Genomic DNA, 19,904 nt, shown 5'->3' with positions numbered 1-19,904 from the left:
ACAACATGGCTGAAAGCTTAATACTTGAAGGGCGAAGGGAAAGAACATTCCCTAGAACAGTTAAGCCTAGACCACAACGGTATGCTAAGAACAAAAATGCCGTTCACTCTTAAGTGAACGGCATTACAGACATAGTAGGGGGTTTTTTATATATTGAATCGCTGAATGATTAAAATAAGTTGGTTACTGAATCAAGGAGTAATAGATGGAGATGTATGATATTGAATCGTTTTTGGATATTTTACCTCAGGTAGAAAGTAGCTATCCGTTTGGTCCTGACGCGTTGGTTTTCAAAATTCGCGGTAAAATGTTTGCCTATACTTCTCAGTCGAGAGAAGAGCCGTTTGTGACATTGAAGTGCACTCCCGAAGATGGTGAAGTTCTGACCAGTGCCTTTTCCGCTATTCGTCCTGGTTATCATATGAATAAAAGACACTGGATCTCCGTTAAGTTAAACGGAGATGTGGACCAGATGATGTTACAGGAATTATGTGAACGCTCTTATCAGCTTGTAGTGAGTAAACTGAAAAAATCAGATAGAGAAGCGCTTCAGGCTCTGTTTGTGCAAGCAAAACTTGATTAAGCGGTATCCTTACGTTGTTCCAGTTTTTTTGCGCCACGCAGCATCGCTTCTATCAATTCTGTCGCGTTAAATTTTTCCAAAGCTTCGTGGGCTCCGACTTGGTGAGCTCTATCCAAACAGATCTCACTGGAAAGCGAGGTGTGAAGAATACAATAAGCATGGCTCAGCATTGGATCATTTTGAACCTCAAAGGCCAGTTCATATCCATCAAGGCCCGGCATTTCAATATCACTGACCAGCAAATCGATCGCACGTTGATGTTGAGCGTCTTGACGCATCAGCTCAATGGCATCAAGCCCATTTTTACAGATTTGGTAAGGGATGTTGATACTGTCTAAGGCATCTGACAATTGTTTACGTGCAATAGATGAATCATCCACCAGTAAAATACGCAGTGCTTTTAATCGTTCACGTTCAATATCAGTCAGCATCGGGATCTTAGTTGATTCATACTGTGGATAAATTTTTGAAAGTAATAATTCGACGTCAAGTAACTGCACAATCTGTTTTTGATAGCGGGTTATGCCAGTGACAAAAACGTCTTTTCCCGCCACTGCAGGTGAAGACTCGATTGTTCGCCAGTCACACTCGATGATTTTTTCAATGCTACGTACCATAAACGCAACTACGGTTCGCAGGCAGTCCGTCACGATTAAGTAGCATTGTTTATATTCGCTAGGTTGAATTGCTCTAAAGCCAATGGCGGCAGCCATATCAATGACAGGTACCGTCAAGTTACGGATAGTCACCGTTCCGATCACATGGTGATGAGAATATGGGATTTGTGTCATTGGCATGTAAGGGACAATCTCTCGTACTTTCAGAGTCCCGATAGCAAAAAGCTGTTTCTGAGTGTTCAATGTGAACATCAACATGCCTTGGGATTGGTTTGCCTTACTGGGGGTTTTAGCCATAACACCTTACTCAACGTTGTTTCTTATGCTTAATACTAAACGATCTCTTACTGACGGCAATACGTTAAATGCAAATAAACAGTATAACCGTATGTTTATTGATCTTTTGCACTCTTACATTGGGGTTGGACTCTTGAAAAGCATCCGTTACACTATTTGCAGTAGCAAATTTATTGAGAAAAATGATGGCAAGAACGGCAGCGGCTCTTCACATTTTAGTGAAGCATAAAGAACAAGCTGAAGATATTATCGCTCAGTTAAAAAAGGGAGCGAAATTTCAAACATTAGCCAGAAAATATTCTACCTGCCCTTCGGGTAAAAAAGGGGGCGATCTGGGTGAGTTTCGTCAGGGGCAGATGGTACCTCAATTTGATAAAATCTGTTTCACTGGAGAGGTGCTGACACCCCATTTGGTGAAAACCAAGTTTGGTTGGCATGTTGTAAAAGTTCTATATCGGACCTAGCCTCAATAGGGTGATTTTCTCATCGACGTTGATTTTTAAAGTAATAGTCAATGAGCAGTGAGTGCCACGCTTTTTCTCAAAACCAGAAATGTGTGGTGCTTTTCATTCGTTAGGAATGACACTTGATTCTTTATCTTTTTATTCCATTACCTTTTATAGAATGGCCTACTACACCCAAACCACGTCAAGTAGTAAGGTATATAAATAAAACAGCCATTTGTTCTCATAAATAAGAATCCACAATAACTTCATGAATTAAATGGATTTATTCATTAGGTTTTTTATTAAAATGAGAGCGGGTTATTTTGAGATATTGACTTATAGTCGCTTAACGTTAGTTTTATCAAGTGAGCGGTATGATCTAGGAGTTTAAAATGAGTGAAGAAAAAAAAATTAACGTTCGATTGCTTTCTGATGTTTGTATGCAGTCTCGCTTACTTAAAGATTCGCTAGAGTCAAAGTTGCCGATTAGTATTGATATCTCTCCGCTTTGCGATACGTGGATGAATGATAACAGTCTATCATCCTATAAAATTCAATTGGTTATCATCGACTATTCTCGCGTTGATGAAAATAATTTTGCTGATTACTCAGCATTTAAACGCTTATCCTGCCCTGATGCAAAAGAAGTGCTTATTAATTGCCCGCTAGATATTGAACCTAAAATGCTCTTTAAATGGCAGAATCTTGTAGGTGTATTTTATACCAATGATCAGCTTGAATCTTTAGTTAAGGGCATGGAAAAAGTGCTTGATGATGAAATGTGGTTTAATCGAAAATTGGCTCAGGAATATATACAGCATTATCGTGCAGGTAATTCATCTATTACCTCTCAAGCTTATGCTAAATTAACGAAAAGAGAGCAGCAAATAATTAAGCTACTTGGCTGTGGTGCATCTAATATGCAAATTGCAGATGAGTTGTTTGTAAGTGAAAATACAGTAAAAACACATTTACATAATGTATTTAAAAAGATAAATGCTAAAAATAGACTTCAGGCATTATTATGGGCAAAAGATAATATTGGTATTGAAGAGTTTAATTAAATTTTATTTATTTTTAAATAAGACAGCCCCTTTGATAGGGGCTGTCTTATTTTCTGAACTGAATTTCTTTTTATTCGGCTTCGATGCCTTTTTCTTTGTAAAGGCGGCGGCATGCACGTCCATCGCTGTGGAAGAGATGGCAGCGATGCCCTGGAATACCAATTGTCAATGTATCACCTGTTTCAACACCCAAAGTATCAGGCTGGCGGTAAATTACATCAGAATCAGAGCCTTTCAAGTTCATGTAGACTTGTGTTTCATTGCCGAGTTTCTCAACCATCATCACTTTGCCTTCAATTTTCGCGTCACCATCTTCAGCGCTCAGCAAGTGCTCTGGACGCACACCTAATGACATACGCTCGCCGCGAGTGATCGTGGTGCCATCGACCAAAATCCAAAATGAGGTTCCATTAGAGAGTTGAACTTTCACACGTTCGGCTTCGACATCTTCGATGAATACGCTCATGAAGTTCATTTTAGGAGAACCGATGAAGCCTGCGACGAAACGATTTTCTGGGTAATGATACAACTCAAGTGGTTTGCCTACTTGTGATACGAAACCAGCATCCAAGACCACGATTTTGTCAGCCATTGTCATTGCTTCGACTTGGTCATGGGTAACGTAAATCATAGTGCAGCCCAATTTGCGTTGCAGTTTGGTTATCTCTGAACGCATCTGTACGCGCAGCGCTGCATCTAGGTTAGACAGCGGCTCATCAAGCAAAAATACATTCGGTTGTGAGACTAAAGTACGCCCAATCGCGACACGCTGACGTTGGCCACCTGAAAGAGACTTAGGTTGACGTTCAAGCAAATGGCTGAGCTGGAGAATATCGGCGGCGTGCTCAACACGTTGCTCGATCTCCTTTTTATCGGCTTTGGCCAACTTTAGGCCAAAAGACATGTTGTCGAAAAGATTAAGGTGCGGGTAGAGCGCATAGGATTGAAATACCATGCCGACGCCACGTTTAGAAGGTTCAACATCATTCATTCGCTTATCGCCAATAAACAAGTCACCCGAGGTGATATCTTCTAGGCCTGCGATGCAACGCAGTAGGGTGGATTTCCCACAACCTGATGGACCGACAAAGACGACAAATTCGCCTTCTTGAATTTCTAAGTCGACATTTTTAGAAATTAATACATCACCGTATGCTTTACATACATTTTTTAACGTGACACTCGCCATAGAGCTCGTCCTCGATCAATATTTTTTATAAATCACTGCCCATCATTATATGAGTTTTCTTGCAGGCAATGACAGCAGGAATTGGGTAAGGTGGTTAATAATGTAAGAAAAAGGGTGATGTCTTCAAATTAAGGGAGTTTGAAGAAAGCATCACCCATCCATGCCAATGATTTAGTTCACTTCCCCTGCACATTGAGCGTCTCCCCCGTTATAAAATCAATTACCACGAACGCTCATTTATGACAGCAAACCAATCTAGCGATGTAAGCCAGTAAACGACGAGTTACTGGAAAAGGCTCTTACTATCCACTCTGGGATGACTGTATTTTGTGTGATGTGTGTGTTTGATACATCCTCCTAATTGAGTTTTTTATAGGGGGGAGTAGCGATGGATGCGATGGAGGAGGGGTTTAAGGGCTGAGTTAGATCCAGTTCAAATAATTAATGGCTGTTAAGTGGAAGCATGTCACAAAAAGGTATTTTTTTGTGATTGAGCTCTCTAACCTTGAGCGATGATGATCACGAAAATAGTCCATAATATCGAGGGCGTAGGGCGTAGGAGGATGAGTCAAGTTAGGTTTTCTCTGATTATATATGACGAAATACGGCGAAACCTGTTGGTGAGCCCTACAACACAAAAATAAAAAGGATATGAACATGAAAAACGCCCTAAGCACAGTCGCGCTAAGTACTCTAGTTGCTCTTGGTTCGTTTGGTGCACATGCTGCTATTGAAGAAGGACAACTCACCATTTGGATTAATGGTGATAAAGGCTATAACGGTTTGGCTGAAGTGGGTAAGAAATTTGAGGCGGACACGGGTATCAAAGTGACCGTGGCTCACCCTGACGCACTTCAAGATAAATTCCCACAAACCGCAGCAACGGGTGATGGACCTGATATTGTGTTCTGGGCTCATGACCGTTTTGGTGGTTATGCAGAAGCTGGCTTGCTGGCTGAAATTAAACCTTCAAAAGCGATTCAAGAGGGTATCGTGGATTTTGCCTGGGATGCGGTGAAATACAACGGTAAAATCATCGGCTACCCAGTCGCGGTAGAATCCTTGTCTCTCATCTATAACAAAGATCTTGTGCCAAACCCACCGAAAAGCTGGGAAGAAGTGGAAGCGTTGAACGCCAAACTTAAGAAAGAGGGCAAAACGGCCATCATGTGGAACTTGAAAGAACCGTATTTCACATGGCCTCTTATGGCTGCTGATGGCGGCTACGCATTCAAATACACGATTGATGGTTATGATGTGAAAGATGCGGGTATCGCGAATAAAGGCGTAAAAGATGCGATGAACTTCGTGAAAGGCTTAGTGGACAAAGGCGTGATCTCTCCGGATATGGACTACTCTGTTTCTGAAGCTGCGTTTAACCAAGGTAAAACGGCAATGACGATCAACGGTCCGTGGGCTTGGGGCAACATTGAAAAATCAGGCATTAACTACGGTGTGACGACATTACCGAAATTTAACGGGCAATCTTCCAAGCCGTTCGTGGGCGTATTGACGGCTGGTATCAGCACCGCTTCTCCAAATAAAGATCTCGCGATTGAGTTTATCGAAAACTACTTACTCACCAATGATGGTCTGCGCATGGTCAATAATGATAAACCTCTTGGCGCGGTGGCTCTTAACTCTTTCCAACGTGAGCTTGATGCAGATACACGCATCGCCGCGACAATGGATAACGCAATGAATGGCGAAATTATGCCGAACATCCCTCAGATGAATGCATTTTGGGGCAGTGCGAAAAGTGCAATTATCAATATTGTAGATGGCCGCCAAACTGTCGATGCCGCACTGGCTGATGCAGAAAAACAAATGACTAAATAATTCGGTTTTGGTCAAGCCCTTAAGGAGAGGGTAACCTCTCCTTCATTTTACGTTTATATCGCTAGCAGGTTCTTCTATGCAGTCAGTTCAAGGTACAGATGCTTTGTCAGCACCCGAAACGGCACTTCCTTCCAGTAAAAATGTGCTCATTAAATGGGCATTATTAGGTACGGTTGGTATCGTTAACGGTTACGCCACTATTCTTATGTATTCTCGCGGTGAGCTCGCCTTTGCGCTGCTTACTCTCATTCTTACCGCTCTGGCCCTTTATATTTTCGGCAGTAAACATACTTACGCACACCGCTATATTTATCCGGGTATCGCGGGAATGATCTTATTCATCCTCTTTCCTTTGGCCTACACCGTTGGTCTGGCTTTTACTAACTACAGTGCTAAAAACCAACTCTCTTTAGAACGTGCACAAACCGTGCTGTTGGATCGAACTTATCAGGGCGGGGAAAGCTATCCTTTCACTCTATACAAAACGGAAAGTGGTTATCGAATTGCAATCGAAGATGGAGAGCAGACGCTCGCTACCGACGTGTTTTCCTTAAATGGCTTATCGGTGACCGATATGGACCTTCAACCTATTGAGGGTATTGAGGGCACCAAAGAGCCGATTAAAACCATTATTAATCACCGTGCTACGTTGAGCTCAATTGATCTGCATTTCCCTAGTGGTGAAGATGTACGCATGAGTGGCTTGCGCAAGTTTGCCGCCGTATCGCCGCTTTACACCATGCAAGATGATGGCGAAACGCTGGTCAATAATCAAACAGGCGAAATACTACGGCCGAATATGGATGTTGGCTTTTATCAACCAGTTGACGAAAGTGGTCAATTTATCGGTGCGACAGTATCGCCTGGTTTTGTGGTGAAAATTGGGACACATAACTTTGAGCGTGTATGGAAAGATGACGGTATTAAAGAGCCTTTCATCAATATCTTTATCTGGACGGTCGTTTTCTCGACTTTAACCGTGATTTTTACTCTCATGATTGGTTTGGTGCTAGCCAGTGTCGTGCAATGGGAAGAGCTTAAAGGTCGCGCCGTTTACCGAGTACTGTTAATCCTGCCTTATGCTGTTCCTGCCTTTATTTCTATTCTGATCTTCAAAGGCTTGTTCAACCAAAGCTTTGGTGAGATCAATATGGTGCTCAACAGTATTTTTGGCATTAGTCCTAGCTGGTTCTCAGACCCCTTTCTCGCTAAAAGTATGGTGCTGATCGTCAATACTTGGCTTGGTTTTCCTTACATGATGATTTTGTGTATGGGTCTTTTGAAAGCGATTCCAGAGGATTTATATGAAGCATCGGCGATTGATGGCGCAGGTTTTTTACACAACTTCACCCGTATTACATTGCCGCTCATGATCAAACCAATGACTCCGTTACTTATTGCAAGCTTTGCGTTTAACTTTAACAACTTTGTGATGATTCAACTTCTGACACAAGGTGGCCCGAATATGATTGGTACTTCAGAGCCAGCCGGTTACACCGATTTACTTGTAAGCTATACCTATCGTATTGCGTTTGAAGGAGCTGGTGGTCAAGACTTCGGTTTGGCTAGTGCCATCGCAACCTTGATCTTCTTACTGGTTGGTGGGTTAGCACTACTCAATTTACGTTTTACGAAGCTGTCACAGAATTAAGGAGTAATCGTTATGGCGATGGTACAAGGTCAATCTCTCAAATATCGCTTATGGGCGACTCATGTTGCTCTGTGGGCATTTTTATCGCTGATCATTTTTCCACTATTGATGGTCATTGCGATTTCATTTCGTGAAGGGAACTTTGCCACGGGCAGCTTGATCCCAGATAACCCATCTTTAGAACACTGGAAATTGGCATTAGGTTTTGCTGTCACTAATGCTGATGGCTCTGTTACACCGCCGCCATTTCCGGTTCTGACTTGGTTATGGAATTCAGTGAAAGTAGCAGGCATTACTTCAGTGCTCATTGTGGCTCTATCGACAACGTCTGCTTATGCCTTTGCGCGCATGCGTTTTAAAGGTAAAGACACCATTCTAAAAGCGATGATGATTTTTCAAATGTTCCCAGCGGTACTGGCACTGGTTGCGATGTATGCACTGTTTGACAAATTAGGTCAATACATCCCATTTCTTGGCTTAAATACGCATGGTGGTTTAATTTTCTCCTACCTAGGTGGTATCGCACTGCACGTATGGACGATCAAAGGCTATTTTGAAACGATAGATAACTCATTAGAAGAAGCGGCTGCTTTAGATGGAGCTACACCATGGCAAGCCTTTAGACTGGTGCTGCTACCACTCTCTGTGCCGATTCTTGCGGTTGTGTTTATTCTCTCGTTTATTGGGGTGGTTGGTGAAGTACCAGTGGCATCTTTGCTACTTTCTGATGTAAACTCATACACATTAGCGGTGGGTATGCAGCAGTATCTTTATCCTCAGAACTATTTGTGGGGAGATTTTGCAGCAGCAGCAGTGTTGTCTGCTTTACCTATCACTGTCGTATTTTTGCTTGCACAGCGCTGGTTAGTCGGAGGACTTACGGCCGGTGGTGTGAAAGGATAATAACGATAGGGCGACCGTGAGGTCGCCCATATTGTATTAGCTTAACGTATTTGGTTTGGCCGCCGATCAGTTAAGTAATATGCAAATCTGGCGTTACGCATAGCTGGCTGTTAGCTTTATTCCTTACTATCCAACAAACTAACAGTTTTTGTAACCAAGACCCGAGCATTGCTTGGGTTTTTTTATATCTGTATTAAAGGGTGCTATTGGTAACGCGCATGCAGTATATGATGAATTGAATGTCTCAAAAGTGAAATGGTGTTTGGATGCGACTCACATCTGAAATCTTTGTGTAACGTCGTAAAGGAAAGCTAAAAAATTAGAACTCACGGCTAGAAGGGGCGCAGCCTAAGTATTGCAAAAGGACATACAAGCTCTCTTGCTGCAGCGCAACGCGGCGAAACAAATCGGCGAAGGTGTCATCTCCGCCAAAGCAGGCACGGATATAGTGGTTAATTTCTTGGGGTTGGTAACCTTCAACGTAAAGCGTTCGGACCCAGTGATACTCAATTGATTTTGGGTCGACTAACGTTGATTCGCTCAAGGTAATCTCTCTGAGAGTCAAAGTTTTTTCCTATCATCGATGCAAAATGTCAGAGGACTCGATTTAAGCAAATAAAGATGAAGAAAAAATGACAACTGAGCGCATCATGGGTGGTTATTTTAAGTACTTAACGTGAGCTTCCATCTCTTCCCCTATCTCTTTACGCATGTTCATTAAGCGTATCGCTGATTGGCGTAGAGCAATATCTTCTGCTGTTTGCGGCACCCATTCAGGTATAGGGGTGGGCTTACCTTGCCCATCGACAGCCACCATGATGACAATACAATGGGTAGTCAGCTGGTTTTTCAACTCTTTTGGATCGCTCGCTTGCACATCAATGGCAATATGCATTGAGCTCGTTCCCGTATAAATGACTTTTGCGCTGACTTCAACGAGGTTCCCTACGTGGATAGGAGCGACAAAGCGGATCCCTCCAGCATAAGCGGTGATGCAATATTTACCGCTCCAGCCTGCAGAGCACGCATAGGCCGCTAGATCTATCCATTTCATGACAGCACCACCGTGGACTTTACCACCAAAATTCACATCACCGGGCTCTGCTAAAAAACGCAAAGTTATTGCACGTTGGCCACTACTCATTGGGGAATCCTTGTTTTTTATTAACGGAATCATAAATAACAAAGCGTTAACCAAACTGCAATATTATTTTGAATGCAGCAGATATAAAAAATCCTCTTAGTTGCCTAAGAGGATTTTTAAAGCCGAGCGGTACGAGTTATTTACTTTATGTTGTACCTTATTGAGCCAACTGAGCGTTAGTTATTCAGTTGCGTTAATAATAGTTTAAACAGTATTTCGACGTAACTGTTCGATCGAACAGGTTCTATCTCTGATGAGATTGTTTAGCGTGATTTCTCCAATAACCTAAGGAGAAGTCACATGACTATTTCAATTTATTCACATACCTTTCAAAGTGTCCCTCAAGCTGATTATGTGTCATTGCTGAAGTTACGCTATAAAGTTTTTTCGCAACGCTTGCAGTGGGAACTAAAAACAAATCGAGAAATGGAGACTGATGAGTACGACGTTCCAGAAGCACACTATTTGTATGCCAAAGAGGAACAGGGTCATTTAGTGGGGTGTTGGCGAATTTTGCCAACGACGTCGCGTTATATGCTTAAAGATACTTTTTCAGAATTACTCGGTGTGCAGCAAGCACCCAAAGCAAAGGAGATTTATGAGCTGAGTCGTTTTGCGGTCGATAAAGATCATTCGGCGCAATTGGGCGGCGTGAGTAATGTTACGCTGCAGATGTTTCAGTCGCTGTATCATCACGCCCAGCAATATCACATCAATGCCTATGTAACGGTCACATCGGCCAGTGTGGAAAAATTGATTAAGCGGATGGGGATCCCATGCGAAAGACTCGGTGATAAAAAAGTGCATCTTTTGGGAAGTACACGTTCTGTCGCTTTGCATATTCCAATGAATGAAGCATATCGTGCAAGTGTCAATGCATAAGCCTTATAAATAGGGATTGATATAGCCACCTAAAATAGCTTTAGTGATCGCTTGGTAGCGATTCGTCGCGCCAAGCTTTTTACAAGCATTACTGAAATGGAACTTCACGGTACGTTCTGACGTATTAATAATCGTGGCAATTTCCCATGCGCTTTTGCCTTCGGCCGCCCAAGCTAAGCATTGTACTTCACGTGCGGTGAGCACCGCTCTCGGTTTTGCGTCTTTATGGTAACGGGTGATGTTGCCAATATTATGAGCCAGTAACGGTACAATGAGCTGTGAGGTATGGATACTTTGTTGATTCAAATCGTAAGACTTGGTATCTGAGGTTGCAAAACTTATCATGCCAAATTCCCCCCTAAGCCCATGGATTGGAATGCTAAATCCCGCTTTGAGTCCATTGCAACGCGCCTCTTCGAAAATGACTCGTCCATCATCATTGACTCGTTTAGCGTCATCCCAGCGAATGGGCAAAAAATTGGTAATACTGTATTTGACAATTGGATCGATATGCATGAAGCCTGATTCATCATATTGCTGTCGCCAGCTATTGGGGTAATTGTCCGTGACAAGCGTTTCACTGGTTTTTAACGTGGGTTGAAAAGAGAGGCCAAAGAGGAAAAATTCATGATCAATTAAGTTATTGAGCCCATTGAGTACATTTTCCAAATCATCGTGGCTAGTGATTTGTTGGTTCTCTTGGATCAGTCTCAGAATTTTGTACATAAGCCGAAAGTTCTAAATTGCGTCGTACTATATTGGCACTTATATCAAAAAAAACCGTAACAGTACGAGCAAATAATGAAATAGTTTATCTATTTGGCGGGAAAATCTAGTTCAAATGTCGGTTTTGGCCTCAATCTATCTATACCACCTGAATGGTTACTTCATTTTCACGAGCGAATGCATCAATTTCTTCTGGTGGTTGAGCATTGGTAATGATCAAATCTACGTCGGCAATTGTGCCTAGCTTAACCATGGCATTACGTCCGAATTTGCTGTGGTCGACACCGAGATAAACACAGCGACTATTTTCGATGATCGCCCGTTTGACTCTCACTTCGTGATAATCGAAATCTAAAAGTGAGCCATCATAGTCAATGCCGCTAATCCCTAAAATACCGAAATCGAGACGAAATTGTGAAATGAAATCCAAAGTGGCTTCACCCGTCACGCCACCGTCTTTATTGCGCACTTCACCGCCCGCTAAGATGACATTGAAATCCGGTTTGGCCATTAAAATCGTCGCCACGTTAATGTTGTTGGTGACAATGCGCAGATTTTCGTGATTGAGCATTAATGCCCGAGCGATAGCTTCAGGTGTCGTGCCTATGTCGATAAAGAGCGTTGCGCCATCGGGAATGTGTTTGACTAGCTCGGCAGCCACTTTCTCTTTTTCTTGCTGATAAGTTACTTGGCGAGTGTGGTAAGAGGAGTTTTCAGAACTAGACGCGATGGTAGCACCGCCGTGATTGCGTCGTAACTTATTGGCATCTGCAAGTTCGTTGAGATCTCGGCGGATGGTTTGTGGGCTGACATTGAATCGCTCGACTAAATCATCGGTACTCACAAATCCGTGTGTTTGAACTAATTCGATAATTTCTTGATGGCGTTTAACTGCTTTCACCTTAAATATCCTTATTCATTGAAGCTTAAATAGGTCAATACCTTGAATGCTTACTGTGCGTAAGGCACTACGACTTTGTGAGTGTACGGTTTAATCGACCAAATTCAATCATTAGTGAATGGGATACGCGAGTATTTGCTCGTTTTAAGTGATAATTCACATTAAACGAACATTATAGGCTCTTTATGGAACATAGTTATGTTTCTTGGAATGTGGCACATTGATTCCGTCCAGCGAGCTTGGCTTTATAAAGTGCTTTGTCTGAGCGGCGATAAATTTCGAAAAAATCGGCATCGTTGCCCGCAATTTCAGAGATACCGCAACTGATACTAAAGTGTGCGCCGTTGTCAAAAAATGCGTATGCATAAAATTCTTTACGTAAACGATCTGCCACTTGAAAGGCCTCATGCGCATTGGCCTTATGCAGAACAATCAGAAACTCTTCACCACCAATTCTACCGCAGGCGTCGCCATGGCGTGTGTGCTTTCTCGCCATCTCTGCTAACTGCCAAATCACGTCATCTCCTCGCTGGTGGCCATAGGTGTCGTTTACTAACTTGAAGTTGTCGATATCAATGGCAATACAACTTATCGGATAATGATCACGCTGAGCCAACGTAAATTCATTGCACGCTTCCCGCCACAGCTTGCGGCGATTGTAGAGCTGCGTTAAGTCATCGGTATTGGCCAGAGTGTGTAGTTGCTCTCGCAGTTCGACAATATCGGTAATCTCAGTAGAAACACCGATAAGGCCAATCACTTCACCGGTTTGTGTACTTAGAATAGGTTTCTTTATGGCGCGGTAGACGCGTACTTTGGTATCAAATTTTGCTTGTGCACGTTCTTCACTGATGAAAGGCTGTTTGGTATCAAATACCATTTGATCGCTGTGTAAAATATCGGCGAGTAGGTCATCTTGAAAAAAATCATGATCAGTTTTGCCTCTGAGTTCTTCCAAAGTTGTGCCAAACAGTTTAAGTGTTAGCTGATTTGCATACAGATACTCACCTTGGCGGTTTTTTACGAATACGTATGAACCGAGCTCGTTTAAAACAAGCTCATGCAAGGCAAACAAATTATTGCTATACACATCTTCGATGTTATCAAGAATCATTATCTGGCCACCAAATTTGCTAGGTTGCCTAACGGATCTGACGTAAAGGATCCCTCAATACATTTCATTTTTGTTTATTTTTATTCTTCTTCCATAAACATAGCTCGAATCGATGCTAGATGCTCAATTTTATGGTTGTATTGCGCCCTCGATAGCTGTTGTACGGCTTTTTGTCAGTTTTATTTGGGATAAAATAACCCCGGAAATTACCATCGTTCCACCTAAAAGATGGTAGTTTTGCACTGTTTCACCTAACAGGGTTGTGGCAAGCGAAACTGCTACCACAGGTAACAGATTCATAAACATCGCACTAGAGTCTGCACCAATTAAATCGATCGCTTTTACCCACATCCACGGAGCCAACAAGGATGCAGCGACGGAAGCGTAAGCGATTAGGGGCAGTGAGCCTTCCGTGGGTAGGAGATGTTCACTGGTCAACCATAATGGTGTCAGCATTAAGACAGCAAACAACCCTTGCATATAAATAAGCGTCCAATTGCTTAGCGGCATTTTCCACCGTTTAAGTAACACACAATAAAGTGCGTAAACGGTTGCAGCCACCACCATTAACGCATCACCATGCGTAATATCTTGATGCAAGAAGAAGCTTATATCGCCTTGACCTAGCATAAAAGCAAGCCCAGCGAGAGAGAGGACTCCTCCGACAACACTCAAAGCTGAAATGCGCTTATGGAGCAGAGGAACGCTGATGAACACACTGAGCAGTGGTACCAGCGAAGTGATCAACGACATATTTGATGCAGTAGTCGTTAGCCCTGCGTAATAGCCAAGAGACTGATTCAGTACCATGCCTAACATGGCTAAAAAAGCCAGTTTAGTTAAATGGGGCTTGATGATTACCCATTGGCGGATCACGGTGGGTAAGCAAAAGGGGGTAAGCAACAGCATCGCGACAAACCAGCGATAAAAACTCATCGCACTTGGTTCAATGGTTTCTGCGGCGAGCTTGTTGATGATAGAGTTACCACCCCAAATTAGAACCGTGAATAGTGGAAGAAGATATACCATGTGAGCCTCGTCGCAAATTGTGCTTTGGAGTATAGTGTGGCAGGTCTCTATAATTATATATATCTCCAAAACGACATTGCGAGCGATAGGAAGACAAGTTTGAAAAAAGCGCCCAGAAATCTTCACCCTTCACTATCGATTGACAGTGCGCCATCGGATGTCTTTATGAATTTCGATGCGTTTTTGTCAAACACAGAAACGCGAACTCATAGCCATCCATGGGGACAAGTGCAGCTAATTTCCGGCGGGATTTTGGAAATGGAAGCGCAAGAAACGCGATTTCTCGCACCGCCTCATCTAGCTATTTGGGTTCCTGCGGGGGTGAAACACTGCAGCTATAATCGTAAGCCAATTGAATATTGTTCGCTCAATATTGATCGGGCTCTCACCCATGGTTTTCCCAAGCACACCAGTTTGATAAAAGTGACGCCCATCGTTTCTGCCATCATTGAGGATTTTCGATCGCGTGAAATCAGTGTGGCTCAAAACGCGCAAGATAAACGTTTAGTTCAAGTATTGCTCGATCAATTGGCAACGCAAGAAACGCAGCATCATTTTTTGCCCTCCACTAATCACAAATATTTAGCCCCGATTCTAGCGGCGGTAGAAGAAAACCCGACCGATGATACGACATTGGCTTTATGGGCTGAAAAAGTACATACCACAGAGCGAACATTAGCGCGTCATTGCCAAACGGAACTAGGGATGAGTTTTACCGAATGGCGATTAAGAGTACGCTATCTCTATTCCATGGATTTACTGCGTACAGGGCATTCAGTGAAAGAGGTAGCATTAACTCTTGGCTACAACCAAGCCAGCCCTTTTATTACCATGTTTAAAAAATACTCCGGCCAAACGCCGGAACAGTATAAAAATCGCTTGTTATAATATTGCTTAAGCGTATGTAGGCACTTCATCCTGATCAAACTATAAAGAAGTGCCTTAGACTTAATTTGGTAATTTTTTACAACGTCTATTACTCATGAATCCATGACATAGGTGGTTGGGTACTTTATCGTTTTAGCGGCACACGTAGTCCAAAGCACCAACAATGGCGGCGACTTGTGCGTCATTACACTCTTGCGCTGTGACTTTTGGGCTATCTGGGTACACTTCGGTGGTGGTGCCGAAGTAGCAATTTGTGATGCCACCGCATAACCCTAATGCTTTCATTGAGTAATTAATTACTCCCTCTTGAGTGATCGGAGAGCCGATGATCTCGCCTTTACTATCGGCTGGTGCAATGTGCGTGACTTTGCGTACCGATTCAATAATGGCTGCTTGGAATTCTGGCTGCGGATTTTCCGTATCGCCGACAGTATAAAACCCATCGGGAATTGTATCGGCTTCATATCCAATGCCATCGCGCGCTGCTAGTGCAGGGCGAAACTCGCTTTCATCACTGTCTGTAGTTTCATGTAAATCAATATGCACCAACACGTCACCTAAGCTTGCGACCCAGCGCATTAAGCTTGCCGACTCTTCGGCTGGGCTATTGGTGTAAAATGAGCGATTAGGGTCAAGCGCTGATGGGTTCCAACGATTGATCGTTTCATAGCCCCAAGGGCTTACGCACGGGGCAACGGCAATGTTGAAATGAGATTGATAGTGCTGTGCTTGAGTCGCTAAAAACTGCAACGCGCCGTGCACTCCGCTGGTTTCGTAACCGTGTACGCCACCTGTGATCAACACCGTTGGTTTGTCAGGGTTCCATGAGCGACTTTTTAAGGCAAATAATGGGTAGCGATCTTTGTCTATTGATAGTGCACCGTATTGCTCTACCTCAAAATCCGTTGCCAAAGCGTTAATCTTCGGCACGACTTCTTGCTGATATTCTCGTTTAATCGTCGTTTGCGCGAGCCACGCTTCGCGTTCGGTTTGCGTCCATTTTTGTCCGGGAGTACCTATAGGGTAATAGTGAGAGTGCTGCATGACATTCCTTTAAATCTCGGTGTAATGGACCAGAAGCTTAATGCGCAGATTAACCTGATGCAACACTCTTACCTTGATACAAGAGCATATATACCCTTCCTACTTTTGAAGCCGCAGCGGTGTTGGCTACGTTCGTTCACCCCAATCACATAGTTTGCCTATGCTCATGGGGACTCACTCACTGCCGCCTACCTGCAACTCCAAGTTGTTTGGGTATAGCTAGCAAAGAGAGACGTGAAACTTTTCATTACACTTGTTTATTGCTTGCTATGGTTGGTGTTACAGTTCTGCTCTTCGAAATAGCGAATGGAGAAAATGATGGCAGGCGCGAGCTTACTTACCCTTCTTGATGATATTGCAACCGTGCTCGATGATGTGGCGTTGATGTCAAAAATGGCCGCGAAAAAAACGGCAGGCGTATTGGGGGATGATTTGGCGCTCAATGCTCAGCAGGTGTCTGGTGTTGCCGCTGAACGAGAGATCCCAGTGGTATGGGCAGTGGCTAAAGGCTCATTTCGCAACAAATTAATTTTGGTTCCCGCCGCCTTGCTGATGAGCTCATTAGCCCCTTGGCTGATAATGCCGCTCTTGTTAGTCGGTGGACTTTTTCTCTGCTTTGAAGGGGCAGAAAAAATCTTAGAAAAAGTGTTTCATACCAGTCATCACAGCACCGCTGACGCGGATGAGCGCATGCTCACTGACGTATCGATTGATGACTATGAAAAACGTAAAGTCGCTGGGGCGATTCGGACCGATTTTATTTTATCGGCCGAGATCATCGTGATTGCGTTGGGGACAGTGCAAGGCCATAGCATGGTGACACAAATTTTGGTGGTGAGTTTGATTGCAGTGGTCATGACCATCGGCGTTTATGGTTTGGTGGCAGGCATTGTGAAATTGGACGATTTAGGTTTCTACCTAGAGCGCACTTCAGATGGCGCAGGGCTGCGTGCTCGCTTTGGTAAAGGGTTGATCAGTTTCGCGCCTAAGCTCATGAAAGCATTAACTGTAGTGGGTACCGCCGCGATGTTTTTAGTGGGCGGTGGCATTGTGGTGCACAACATCCCTTTTATTCACCACGTGCTTGAACCTGTGATTGTAGCCGTTGCTGAACTCTCTTTATTAGCAGTAGTGATGCCAACCTTGCTTAATGGTTTCGTTGGTTTACTCGCCGGGCTGGCTGTGGTTGCAGTGTGGGGGATGGTGAGTAAATTGAAATCGTCCCATTAATTTTTTTTATGGTGATGATAACCATATTGAATGGTGATTTGCCCGCAGACGAATAGACTAGCGCTTTTCGTTTTTGGCAGTTCCCATTATGCAGTGTGCGTTTTTTGATCAACAGCTGTGCCGTTCTTGTACTCATTGCGCGGTTTCTTATTCAGAGCAGGTGAAGCGCAAAGATTTGGCACTAAAAGCGCTGTTTTCAACGCAGATGCCACAGCAGTGGCTAGAACCTGTCATAAGTGAAGAGACGGGTTTTCGTAACAAAGCGAAAATGGTGGCTCTTGGCGCGGCTCATGCACCGATTTTGGGTGTTGAATCCATGGTTGATGGGCTATCAACGCCCGTGTCGTTAGTGCAATGTGCTCTCTACCCACAAGAGACACAAGCGCTATTAACTTATCTACAAGATTGGATCCGTAGCTCGGGCATTCCTCCCTATAATAAAGCCAAGAAGAAAGGCGAACTCAAATACATATTGCTCACACGCAGCGAATATTCAGGTGAGTTTATGCTGCGTTTCGTACTGAGGAGCCGCGAAGCTTTAGGTCGAGTTGAGCAAAACCTCGCGCGGCTTCAGGCGCAGTTTCCAACCATGCGCGTCGTCTCAGTTAACCTTCAACCCATCCACATGGCGCGCCTAGAAGGTGAAGAAGAGATTTTTTTAACCGAGTGTGAGTATTTGATTGAGCAGTTTAATCAGGTGCCTATGGTTATCCGCCCGAAAAGTTTTTTCCAAACCAACCCGCATGTAGCGAAGCAGTTGTACGCGGCGGCGCGTGATTGGGTGAGAGAGATAAACCCAAGCTATATGTGGGATCTGTTTTGTGGCGTGGGCGGTTTTTCCCTACATTGTGCCAGTTCAACTACGGCAGTCACAGGCATTGAAATTGAACCAGAAGCGATTGCCAGTGCTAAACGCTCTGCCAAGACGATGGGCATTACCAATTTAGATTTTGCTGCGCTGGATTCTGCTCAATTCTCACAGGCTCAATCAACCGCGCCTGAGCTGGTGCTAGTCAACCCTCCGCGTCGTGGTTTAGGAGCTGAATTAGTTGAGCGATTGGTGGCTTTATCACCCAAACACATCATTTACTCAAGCTGTAACCCGCAAACGCTAATCACTGATATGCAAGGTATGTTGGGCTACTTACCCAAAAAACTGCAATGGTTTGATATGTTTCCACATACCGATCATAGCGAAGTGATGGTGCTGTTAGAGCGTCAGCCTAAGCCGAGATAAGTGCTGTGTGGTGCAAAAATGATAAAGAGAGGGAAGCCGCGGCTTCCCTTTTTGATGCATTAATGGGCTATTTTACTGCCCACGCGACCGTTTCACCGGCGCGGATCGGCACCACAATATCTGAGCCAAATGGCATACTTTCAGCAACTGGCCACTCTTCTTTGACCAAAGTAACGGTGTCGTTATTACGGGGTAGGCCGTAAAAATCAGGGCCATTGTGACTGGCAAACGTTTCAAGGTTGCCAATTTTACCAACTTGCTCAAACACCTCTGCGTATAACTCCAAGGCTGCGTGCGCTGTGTACGATCCAGCGCAGCCGCAAGCGGCTTCTTTTTTGCCTTTGGCATGAGGCGCAGAATCAGTACCCAAGAAAAATTTCTTATTGCCCGATGTCGCTGCCTGAATCAGCGCAAGCTGGTGGGTGTTGCGCTTAAGGATTGGCAAACAGTAAAAATGAGGGCGAATACCACCAGCAAGCATGTGATTGCGGTTATAAAGTAGATGGTGCGCCGTGATCGTTGCCGCTACATTCTGGTTCGCATTTTGTACAAACTCGGCAGCATCGGCGGTGGTGATGTGTTCTAACACTATTTTCAGATTTGGGAAATCATTAACAATAGGAGCAAGCACTGTATCGAGGAAGGCTTTTTCTCGGTCAAAAATATCCACATCGTGAGCGGTTACTTCGCCATGAATCAGCAGCAGCATGCCAACGTCTTGCATCGCTTCTAATACTGGGTAAATATTTTGAGCGCAGGTTACACCAGAATCTGAATTGGTGGTCGCCCCAGCCGGATAAAGTTTGGCTGCCACGACAGCGCCAGAAGCTTTGGCTTTGCGGATCTCATCAGGTGTCGTGTTATCGGTGAGATAAAGCGCCATGAGTGGCTTGAAAGAATCACGTGGTTTTTGCGCCATGATGCGCTGTTGGTACGCTAATGCTAATTCTGTGGTGGTGATCGGCGGGACCGTATTGGGCATGATCAGTGCGCGGCCGTTGTAGCGACTGATGTCTCGTACTGTATCGGCCAACACATCACCATCACGTAAGTGAACATGCCAGTCGTCTGGACGAGTAATCGTTAATGTTTTCATTGGTTGCTCCCACCGGAAAATAAA

At 44.0% G+C, this 19,904-nt stretch carries 20 protein-coding genes; 10 read left to right on the top strand and 10 right to left on the bottom strand.

The window, feature by feature from the left end; genetic code table 11:
- Positions 1 to 205: 205 nt before the first annotated feature.
- Positions 206 to 583, top strand: a complete 378-nt coding sequence (locus EXZ60_RS14415) for an MmcQ/YjbR family DNA-binding protein (RefSeq protein ID WP_047687746.1) — start codon at positions 206 to 208, stop codon at positions 581 to 583.
- Here the strand turns inward: EXZ60_RS14415 and EXZ60_RS14410 are convergent.
- A complete protein-coding gene (locus tag EXZ60_RS14410; RefSeq protein ID WP_013868073.1) occupies positions 580 to 1,497 on the bottom strand; it encodes a chemotaxis protein in 918 nt (305 codons plus the stop codon). The two genes, EXZ60_RS14415 and EXZ60_RS14410, sit on opposite strands and share 4 nt — an antisense overlap.
- Before the next feature lie 185 nt (positions 1,498 to 1,682).
- On the opposite strand from EXZ60_RS14410, the gene ppiC reads away from it, so the two are divergent.
- Positions 1,683 to 1,961: a peptidylprolyl isomerase PpiC gene (gene ppiC / locus EXZ60_RS14405; RefSeq protein WP_026027858.1), complete on the top strand. Its 279-nt coding sequence runs from the start codon at positions 1,683 to 1,685 to the stop codon at positions 1,959 to 1,961.
- A 374-nt stretch (positions 1,962 to 2,335) separates the two neighbouring features.
- Positions 2,336 to 3,007: a LuxR C-terminal-related transcriptional regulator gene (locus tag EXZ60_RS14400; RefSeq protein WP_013868071.1), complete on the top strand. Its 672-nt coding sequence runs from the start codon at positions 2,336 to 2,338 to the stop codon at positions 3,005 to 3,007.
- Positions 3,008 to 3,077: 70 nt separating this feature from the next.
- Here EXZ60_RS14400 and malK read toward each other — a convergent pair whose 3' ends face one another.
- Positions 3,078 to 4,196 carry a maltose/maltodextrin ABC transporter ATP-binding protein MalK gene (gene malK, locus EXZ60_RS14395; protein ID WP_017045996.1) on the bottom strand — a complete coding sequence of 373 codons (1,119 nt, stop codon included), beginning with the start codon at positions 4,194 to 4,196 and terminating at the stop codon, positions 3,078 to 3,080.
- Positions 4,197 to 4,853: 657 nt separating this feature from the next.
- Between malK and malE the strand changes: the two genes are divergently transcribed.
- The 3 genes from malE (at position 4,854) to malG (ending at position 8,589) form a co-directional block, all read left to right on the top strand.
- Positions 4,854 to 6,035, top strand: coding sequence for a maltose/maltodextrin ABC transporter substrate-binding protein MalE (gene malE / locus EXZ60_RS14390; RefSeq protein WP_026027705.1), 1,182 nt, complete (start codon positions 4,854 to 4,856; stop codon positions 6,033 to 6,035).
- Between the two features lie 76 nt (positions 6,036 to 6,111).
- The gene (gene malF, locus EXZ60_RS14385; RefSeq protein ID WP_013868068.1) at positions 6,112 to 7,686 is read left to right on the top strand and encodes a maltose ABC transporter permease MalF; all 1,575 of its coding nucleotides are present in this window, start codon (positions 6,112 to 6,114) and stop codon (positions 7,684 to 7,686) included.
- A gap of 12 nt (positions 7,687 to 7,698) precedes the next feature.
- The gene (gene malG / locus EXZ60_RS14380) at positions 7,699 to 8,589 is read left to right on the top strand and encodes a maltose ABC transporter permease MalG (RefSeq protein ID WP_010317575.1); all 891 of its coding nucleotides are present in this window, start codon (positions 7,699 to 7,701) and stop codon (positions 8,587 to 8,589) included.
- 319 nt (positions 8,590 to 8,908) lie between these two features.
- Here malG and EXZ60_RS14375 read toward each other — a convergent pair whose 3' ends face one another.
- Complete coding sequence (locus tag EXZ60_RS14375; RefSeq protein WP_017047197.1) at positions 8,909 to 9,154, bottom strand: hypothetical protein; 246 nt, start codon at positions 9,152 to 9,154, stop codon at positions 8,909 to 8,911.
- Between the two features lie 93 nt (positions 9,155 to 9,247).
- Positions 9,248 to 9,733: an acyl-CoA thioesterase gene (locus tag EXZ60_RS14370; protein ID WP_026027856.1), complete on the bottom strand. Its 486-nt coding sequence runs from the start codon at positions 9,731 to 9,733 to the stop codon at positions 9,248 to 9,250.
- Positions 9,734 to 10,033: 300 nt separating this feature from the next.
- Between EXZ60_RS14370 and EXZ60_RS14365 the strand changes: the two genes are divergently transcribed.
- Positions 10,034 to 10,615, top strand: coding sequence for an acyl-homoserine-lactone synthase (locus tag EXZ60_RS14365; protein WP_017046000.1), 582 nt, complete (start codon positions 10,034 to 10,036; stop codon positions 10,613 to 10,615).
- A 3-nt stretch (positions 10,616 to 10,618) separates the two neighbouring features.
- Here the strand turns inward: EXZ60_RS14365 and EXZ60_RS14360 are convergent, their stop codons facing one another.
- The 4 genes from EXZ60_RS14360 to EXZ60_RS14345 all read right to left on the bottom strand — a co-directional run bounded on the left by EXZ60_RS14360 (position 10,619) and on the right by EXZ60_RS14345 (position 14,385).
- On the bottom strand, positions 10,619 to 11,341 hold the full coding sequence (locus EXZ60_RS14360) for a LuxR family transcriptional regulator (protein WP_017044271.1): 723 nt from the start codon (positions 11,339 to 11,341) through the stop codon (positions 10,619 to 10,621).
- Positions 11,342 to 11,480: 139 nt separating this feature from the next.
- On the bottom strand, positions 11,481 to 12,242 hold the full coding sequence (locus EXZ60_RS14355; RefSeq protein WP_013868063.1) for a DeoR/GlpR family transcriptional regulator: 762 nt from the start codon (positions 12,240 to 12,242) through the stop codon (positions 11,481 to 11,483).
- Between the two features lie 196 nt (positions 12,243 to 12,438).
- The gene (locus EXZ60_RS14350; RefSeq protein WP_115340307.1) at positions 12,439 to 13,356 is read right to left on the bottom strand and encodes a GGDEF domain-containing protein; all 918 of its coding nucleotides are present in this window, start codon (positions 13,354 to 13,356) and stop codon (positions 12,439 to 12,441) included.
- Between the two features lie 129 nt (positions 13,357 to 13,485).
- Entirely contained in the window at positions 13,486 to 14,385 is a 900-nt protein-coding gene (locus EXZ60_RS14345) for a DMT family transporter (RefSeq protein ID WP_115340306.1), read from the bottom strand.
- A gap of 99 nt (positions 14,386 to 14,484) precedes the next feature.
- Here EXZ60_RS14345 and EXZ60_RS14340 point away from each other — a divergent pair, with 99 nt between their 5' ends.
- Complete coding sequence (locus EXZ60_RS14340; protein ID WP_026028665.1) at positions 14,485 to 15,273, top strand: helix-turn-helix transcriptional regulator; 789 nt, start codon at positions 14,485 to 14,487, stop codon at positions 15,271 to 15,273.
- A 132-nt stretch (positions 15,274 to 15,405) separates the two neighbouring features.
- On the opposite strand, the gene EXZ60_RS14335 is transcribed toward EXZ60_RS14340, so the two are convergent.
- Complete coding sequence (locus EXZ60_RS14335) at positions 15,406 to 16,317, bottom strand: M14 family metallocarboxypeptidase (protein ID WP_115340305.1); 912 nt, start codon at positions 16,315 to 16,317, stop codon at positions 15,406 to 15,408.
- 318 nt (positions 16,318 to 16,635) lie between these two features.
- Here EXZ60_RS14335 and EXZ60_RS14330 point away from each other — a divergent pair, with 318 nt between their 5' ends.
- Both EXZ60_RS14330 and rlmC read left to right on the top strand, forming a co-directional pair.
- The gene (locus tag EXZ60_RS14330) at positions 16,636 to 17,547 is read left to right on the top strand and encodes a DUF808 domain-containing protein (protein WP_094133011.1); all 912 of its coding nucleotides are present in this window, start codon (positions 16,636 to 16,638) and stop codon (positions 17,545 to 17,547) included.
- Positions 17,548 to 17,635: 88 nt separating this feature from the next.
- On the top strand, positions 17,636 to 18,784 hold the full coding sequence (gene rlmC / locus EXZ60_RS14325; RefSeq protein ID WP_277435891.1) for a 23S rRNA (uracil(747)-C(5))-methyltransferase RlmC: 1,149 nt from the start codon (positions 17,636 to 17,638) through the stop codon (positions 18,782 to 18,784).
- 67 nt (positions 18,785 to 18,851) lie between these two features.
- Here the strand turns inward: rlmC and pyrC are convergent, their stop codons facing one another.
- A complete protein-coding gene (gene pyrC / locus EXZ60_RS14320) occupies positions 18,852 to 19,880 on the bottom strand; it encodes a dihydroorotase (RefSeq protein ID WP_277435890.1) in 1,029 nt (342 codons plus the stop codon).
- Between the last annotated feature and the right edge of the window lie 24 nt (positions 19,881 to 19,904).

The sequence above is a fragment of the Vibrio sp. 1151_11 genome, assembly GCF_029478525.1.
GTDB classification, from domain to species: Bacteria; Pseudomonadota; Gammaproteobacteria; order Enterobacterales; family Vibrionaceae; genus Vibrio; species Vibrio anguillarum.
The sequence above is the reverse complement of the archived record's forward strand: the minus strand, read 5'-3'. Positions and strand labels throughout refer to the sequence as shown.

What these genes read in the sequence shown, in the direction of transcription:
- EXZ60_RS14370 (WP_026027856.1), bottom strand. Translation starts at nt 9,733, where the DNA reads ATGAGTAGTGGCCAACGTGCAATAACTTTGCGTTTTTTAGCAGAGCCC.
- EXZ60_RS14335 (WP_115340305.1), bottom strand. Translation starts at nt 16,317, where the DNA reads ATGCAGCACTCTCACTATTACCCTATAGGTACTCCCGGACAAAAATGG.
- EXZ60_RS14360 (WP_017044271.1), bottom strand. Translation starts at nt 11,341, where the DNA reads ATGTACAAAATTCTGAGACTGATCCAAGAGAACCAACAAATCACTAGC.
- EXZ60_RS14345 (WP_115340306.1), bottom strand. Translation starts at nt 14,385, where the DNA reads ATGGTATATCTTCTTCCACTATTCACGGTTCTAATTTGGGGTGGTAAC.
- EXZ60_RS14415 (WP_047687746.1), top strand. Translation starts at nt 206, where the DNA reads ATGGAGATGTATGATATTGAATCGTTTTTGGATATTTTACCTCAGGTA.
- EXZ60_RS14350 (WP_115340307.1), bottom strand. Translation starts at nt 13,356, where the DNA reads ATGATTCTTGATAACATCGAAGATGTGTATAGCAATAATTTGTTTGCC.
- EXZ60_RS14330 (WP_094133011.1), top strand. Translation starts at nt 16,636, where the DNA reads ATGGCAGGCGCGAGCTTACTTACCCTTCTTGATGATATTGCAACCGTG.
- malG (WP_010317575.1), top strand. Translation starts at nt 7,699, where the DNA reads ATGGCGATGGTACAAGGTCAATCTCTCAAATATCGCTTATGGGCGACT.
- ppiC (WP_026027858.1), top strand. Translation starts at nt 1,683, where the DNA reads ATGGCAAGAACGGCAGCGGCTCTTCACATTTTAGTGAAGCATAAAGAA.
- rlmC (WP_277435891.1), top strand. Translation starts at nt 17,636, where the DNA reads ATGCAGTGTGCGTTTTTTGATCAACAGCTGTGCCGTTCTTGTACTCAT.
- pyrC (WP_277435890.1), bottom strand. Translation starts at nt 19,880, where the DNA reads ATGAAAACATTAACGATTACTCGTCCAGACGACTGGCATGTTCACTTA.
- EXZ60_RS14365 (WP_017046000.1), top strand. Translation starts at nt 10,034, where the DNA reads ATGACTATTTCAATTTATTCACATACCTTTCAAAGTGTCCCTCAAGCT.
- EXZ60_RS14400 (WP_013868071.1), top strand. Translation starts at nt 2,336, where the DNA reads ATGAGTGAAGAAAAAAAAATTAACGTTCGATTGCTTTCTGATGTTTGT.
- malE (WP_026027705.1), top strand. Translation starts at nt 4,854, where the DNA reads ATGAAAAACGCCCTAAGCACAGTCGCGCTAAGTACTCTAGTTGCTCTT.
- EXZ60_RS14410 (WP_013868073.1), bottom strand. Translation starts at nt 1,497, where the DNA reads ATGGCTAAAACCCCCAGTAAGGCAAACCAATCCCAAGGCATGTTGATG.
- malF (WP_013868068.1), top strand. Translation starts at nt 6,112, where the DNA reads ATGCAGTCAGTTCAAGGTACAGATGCTTTGTCAGCACCCGAAACGGCA.
- malK (WP_017045996.1), bottom strand. Translation starts at nt 4,196, where the DNA reads ATGGCGAGTGTCACGTTAAAAAATGTATGTAAAGCATACGGTGATGTA.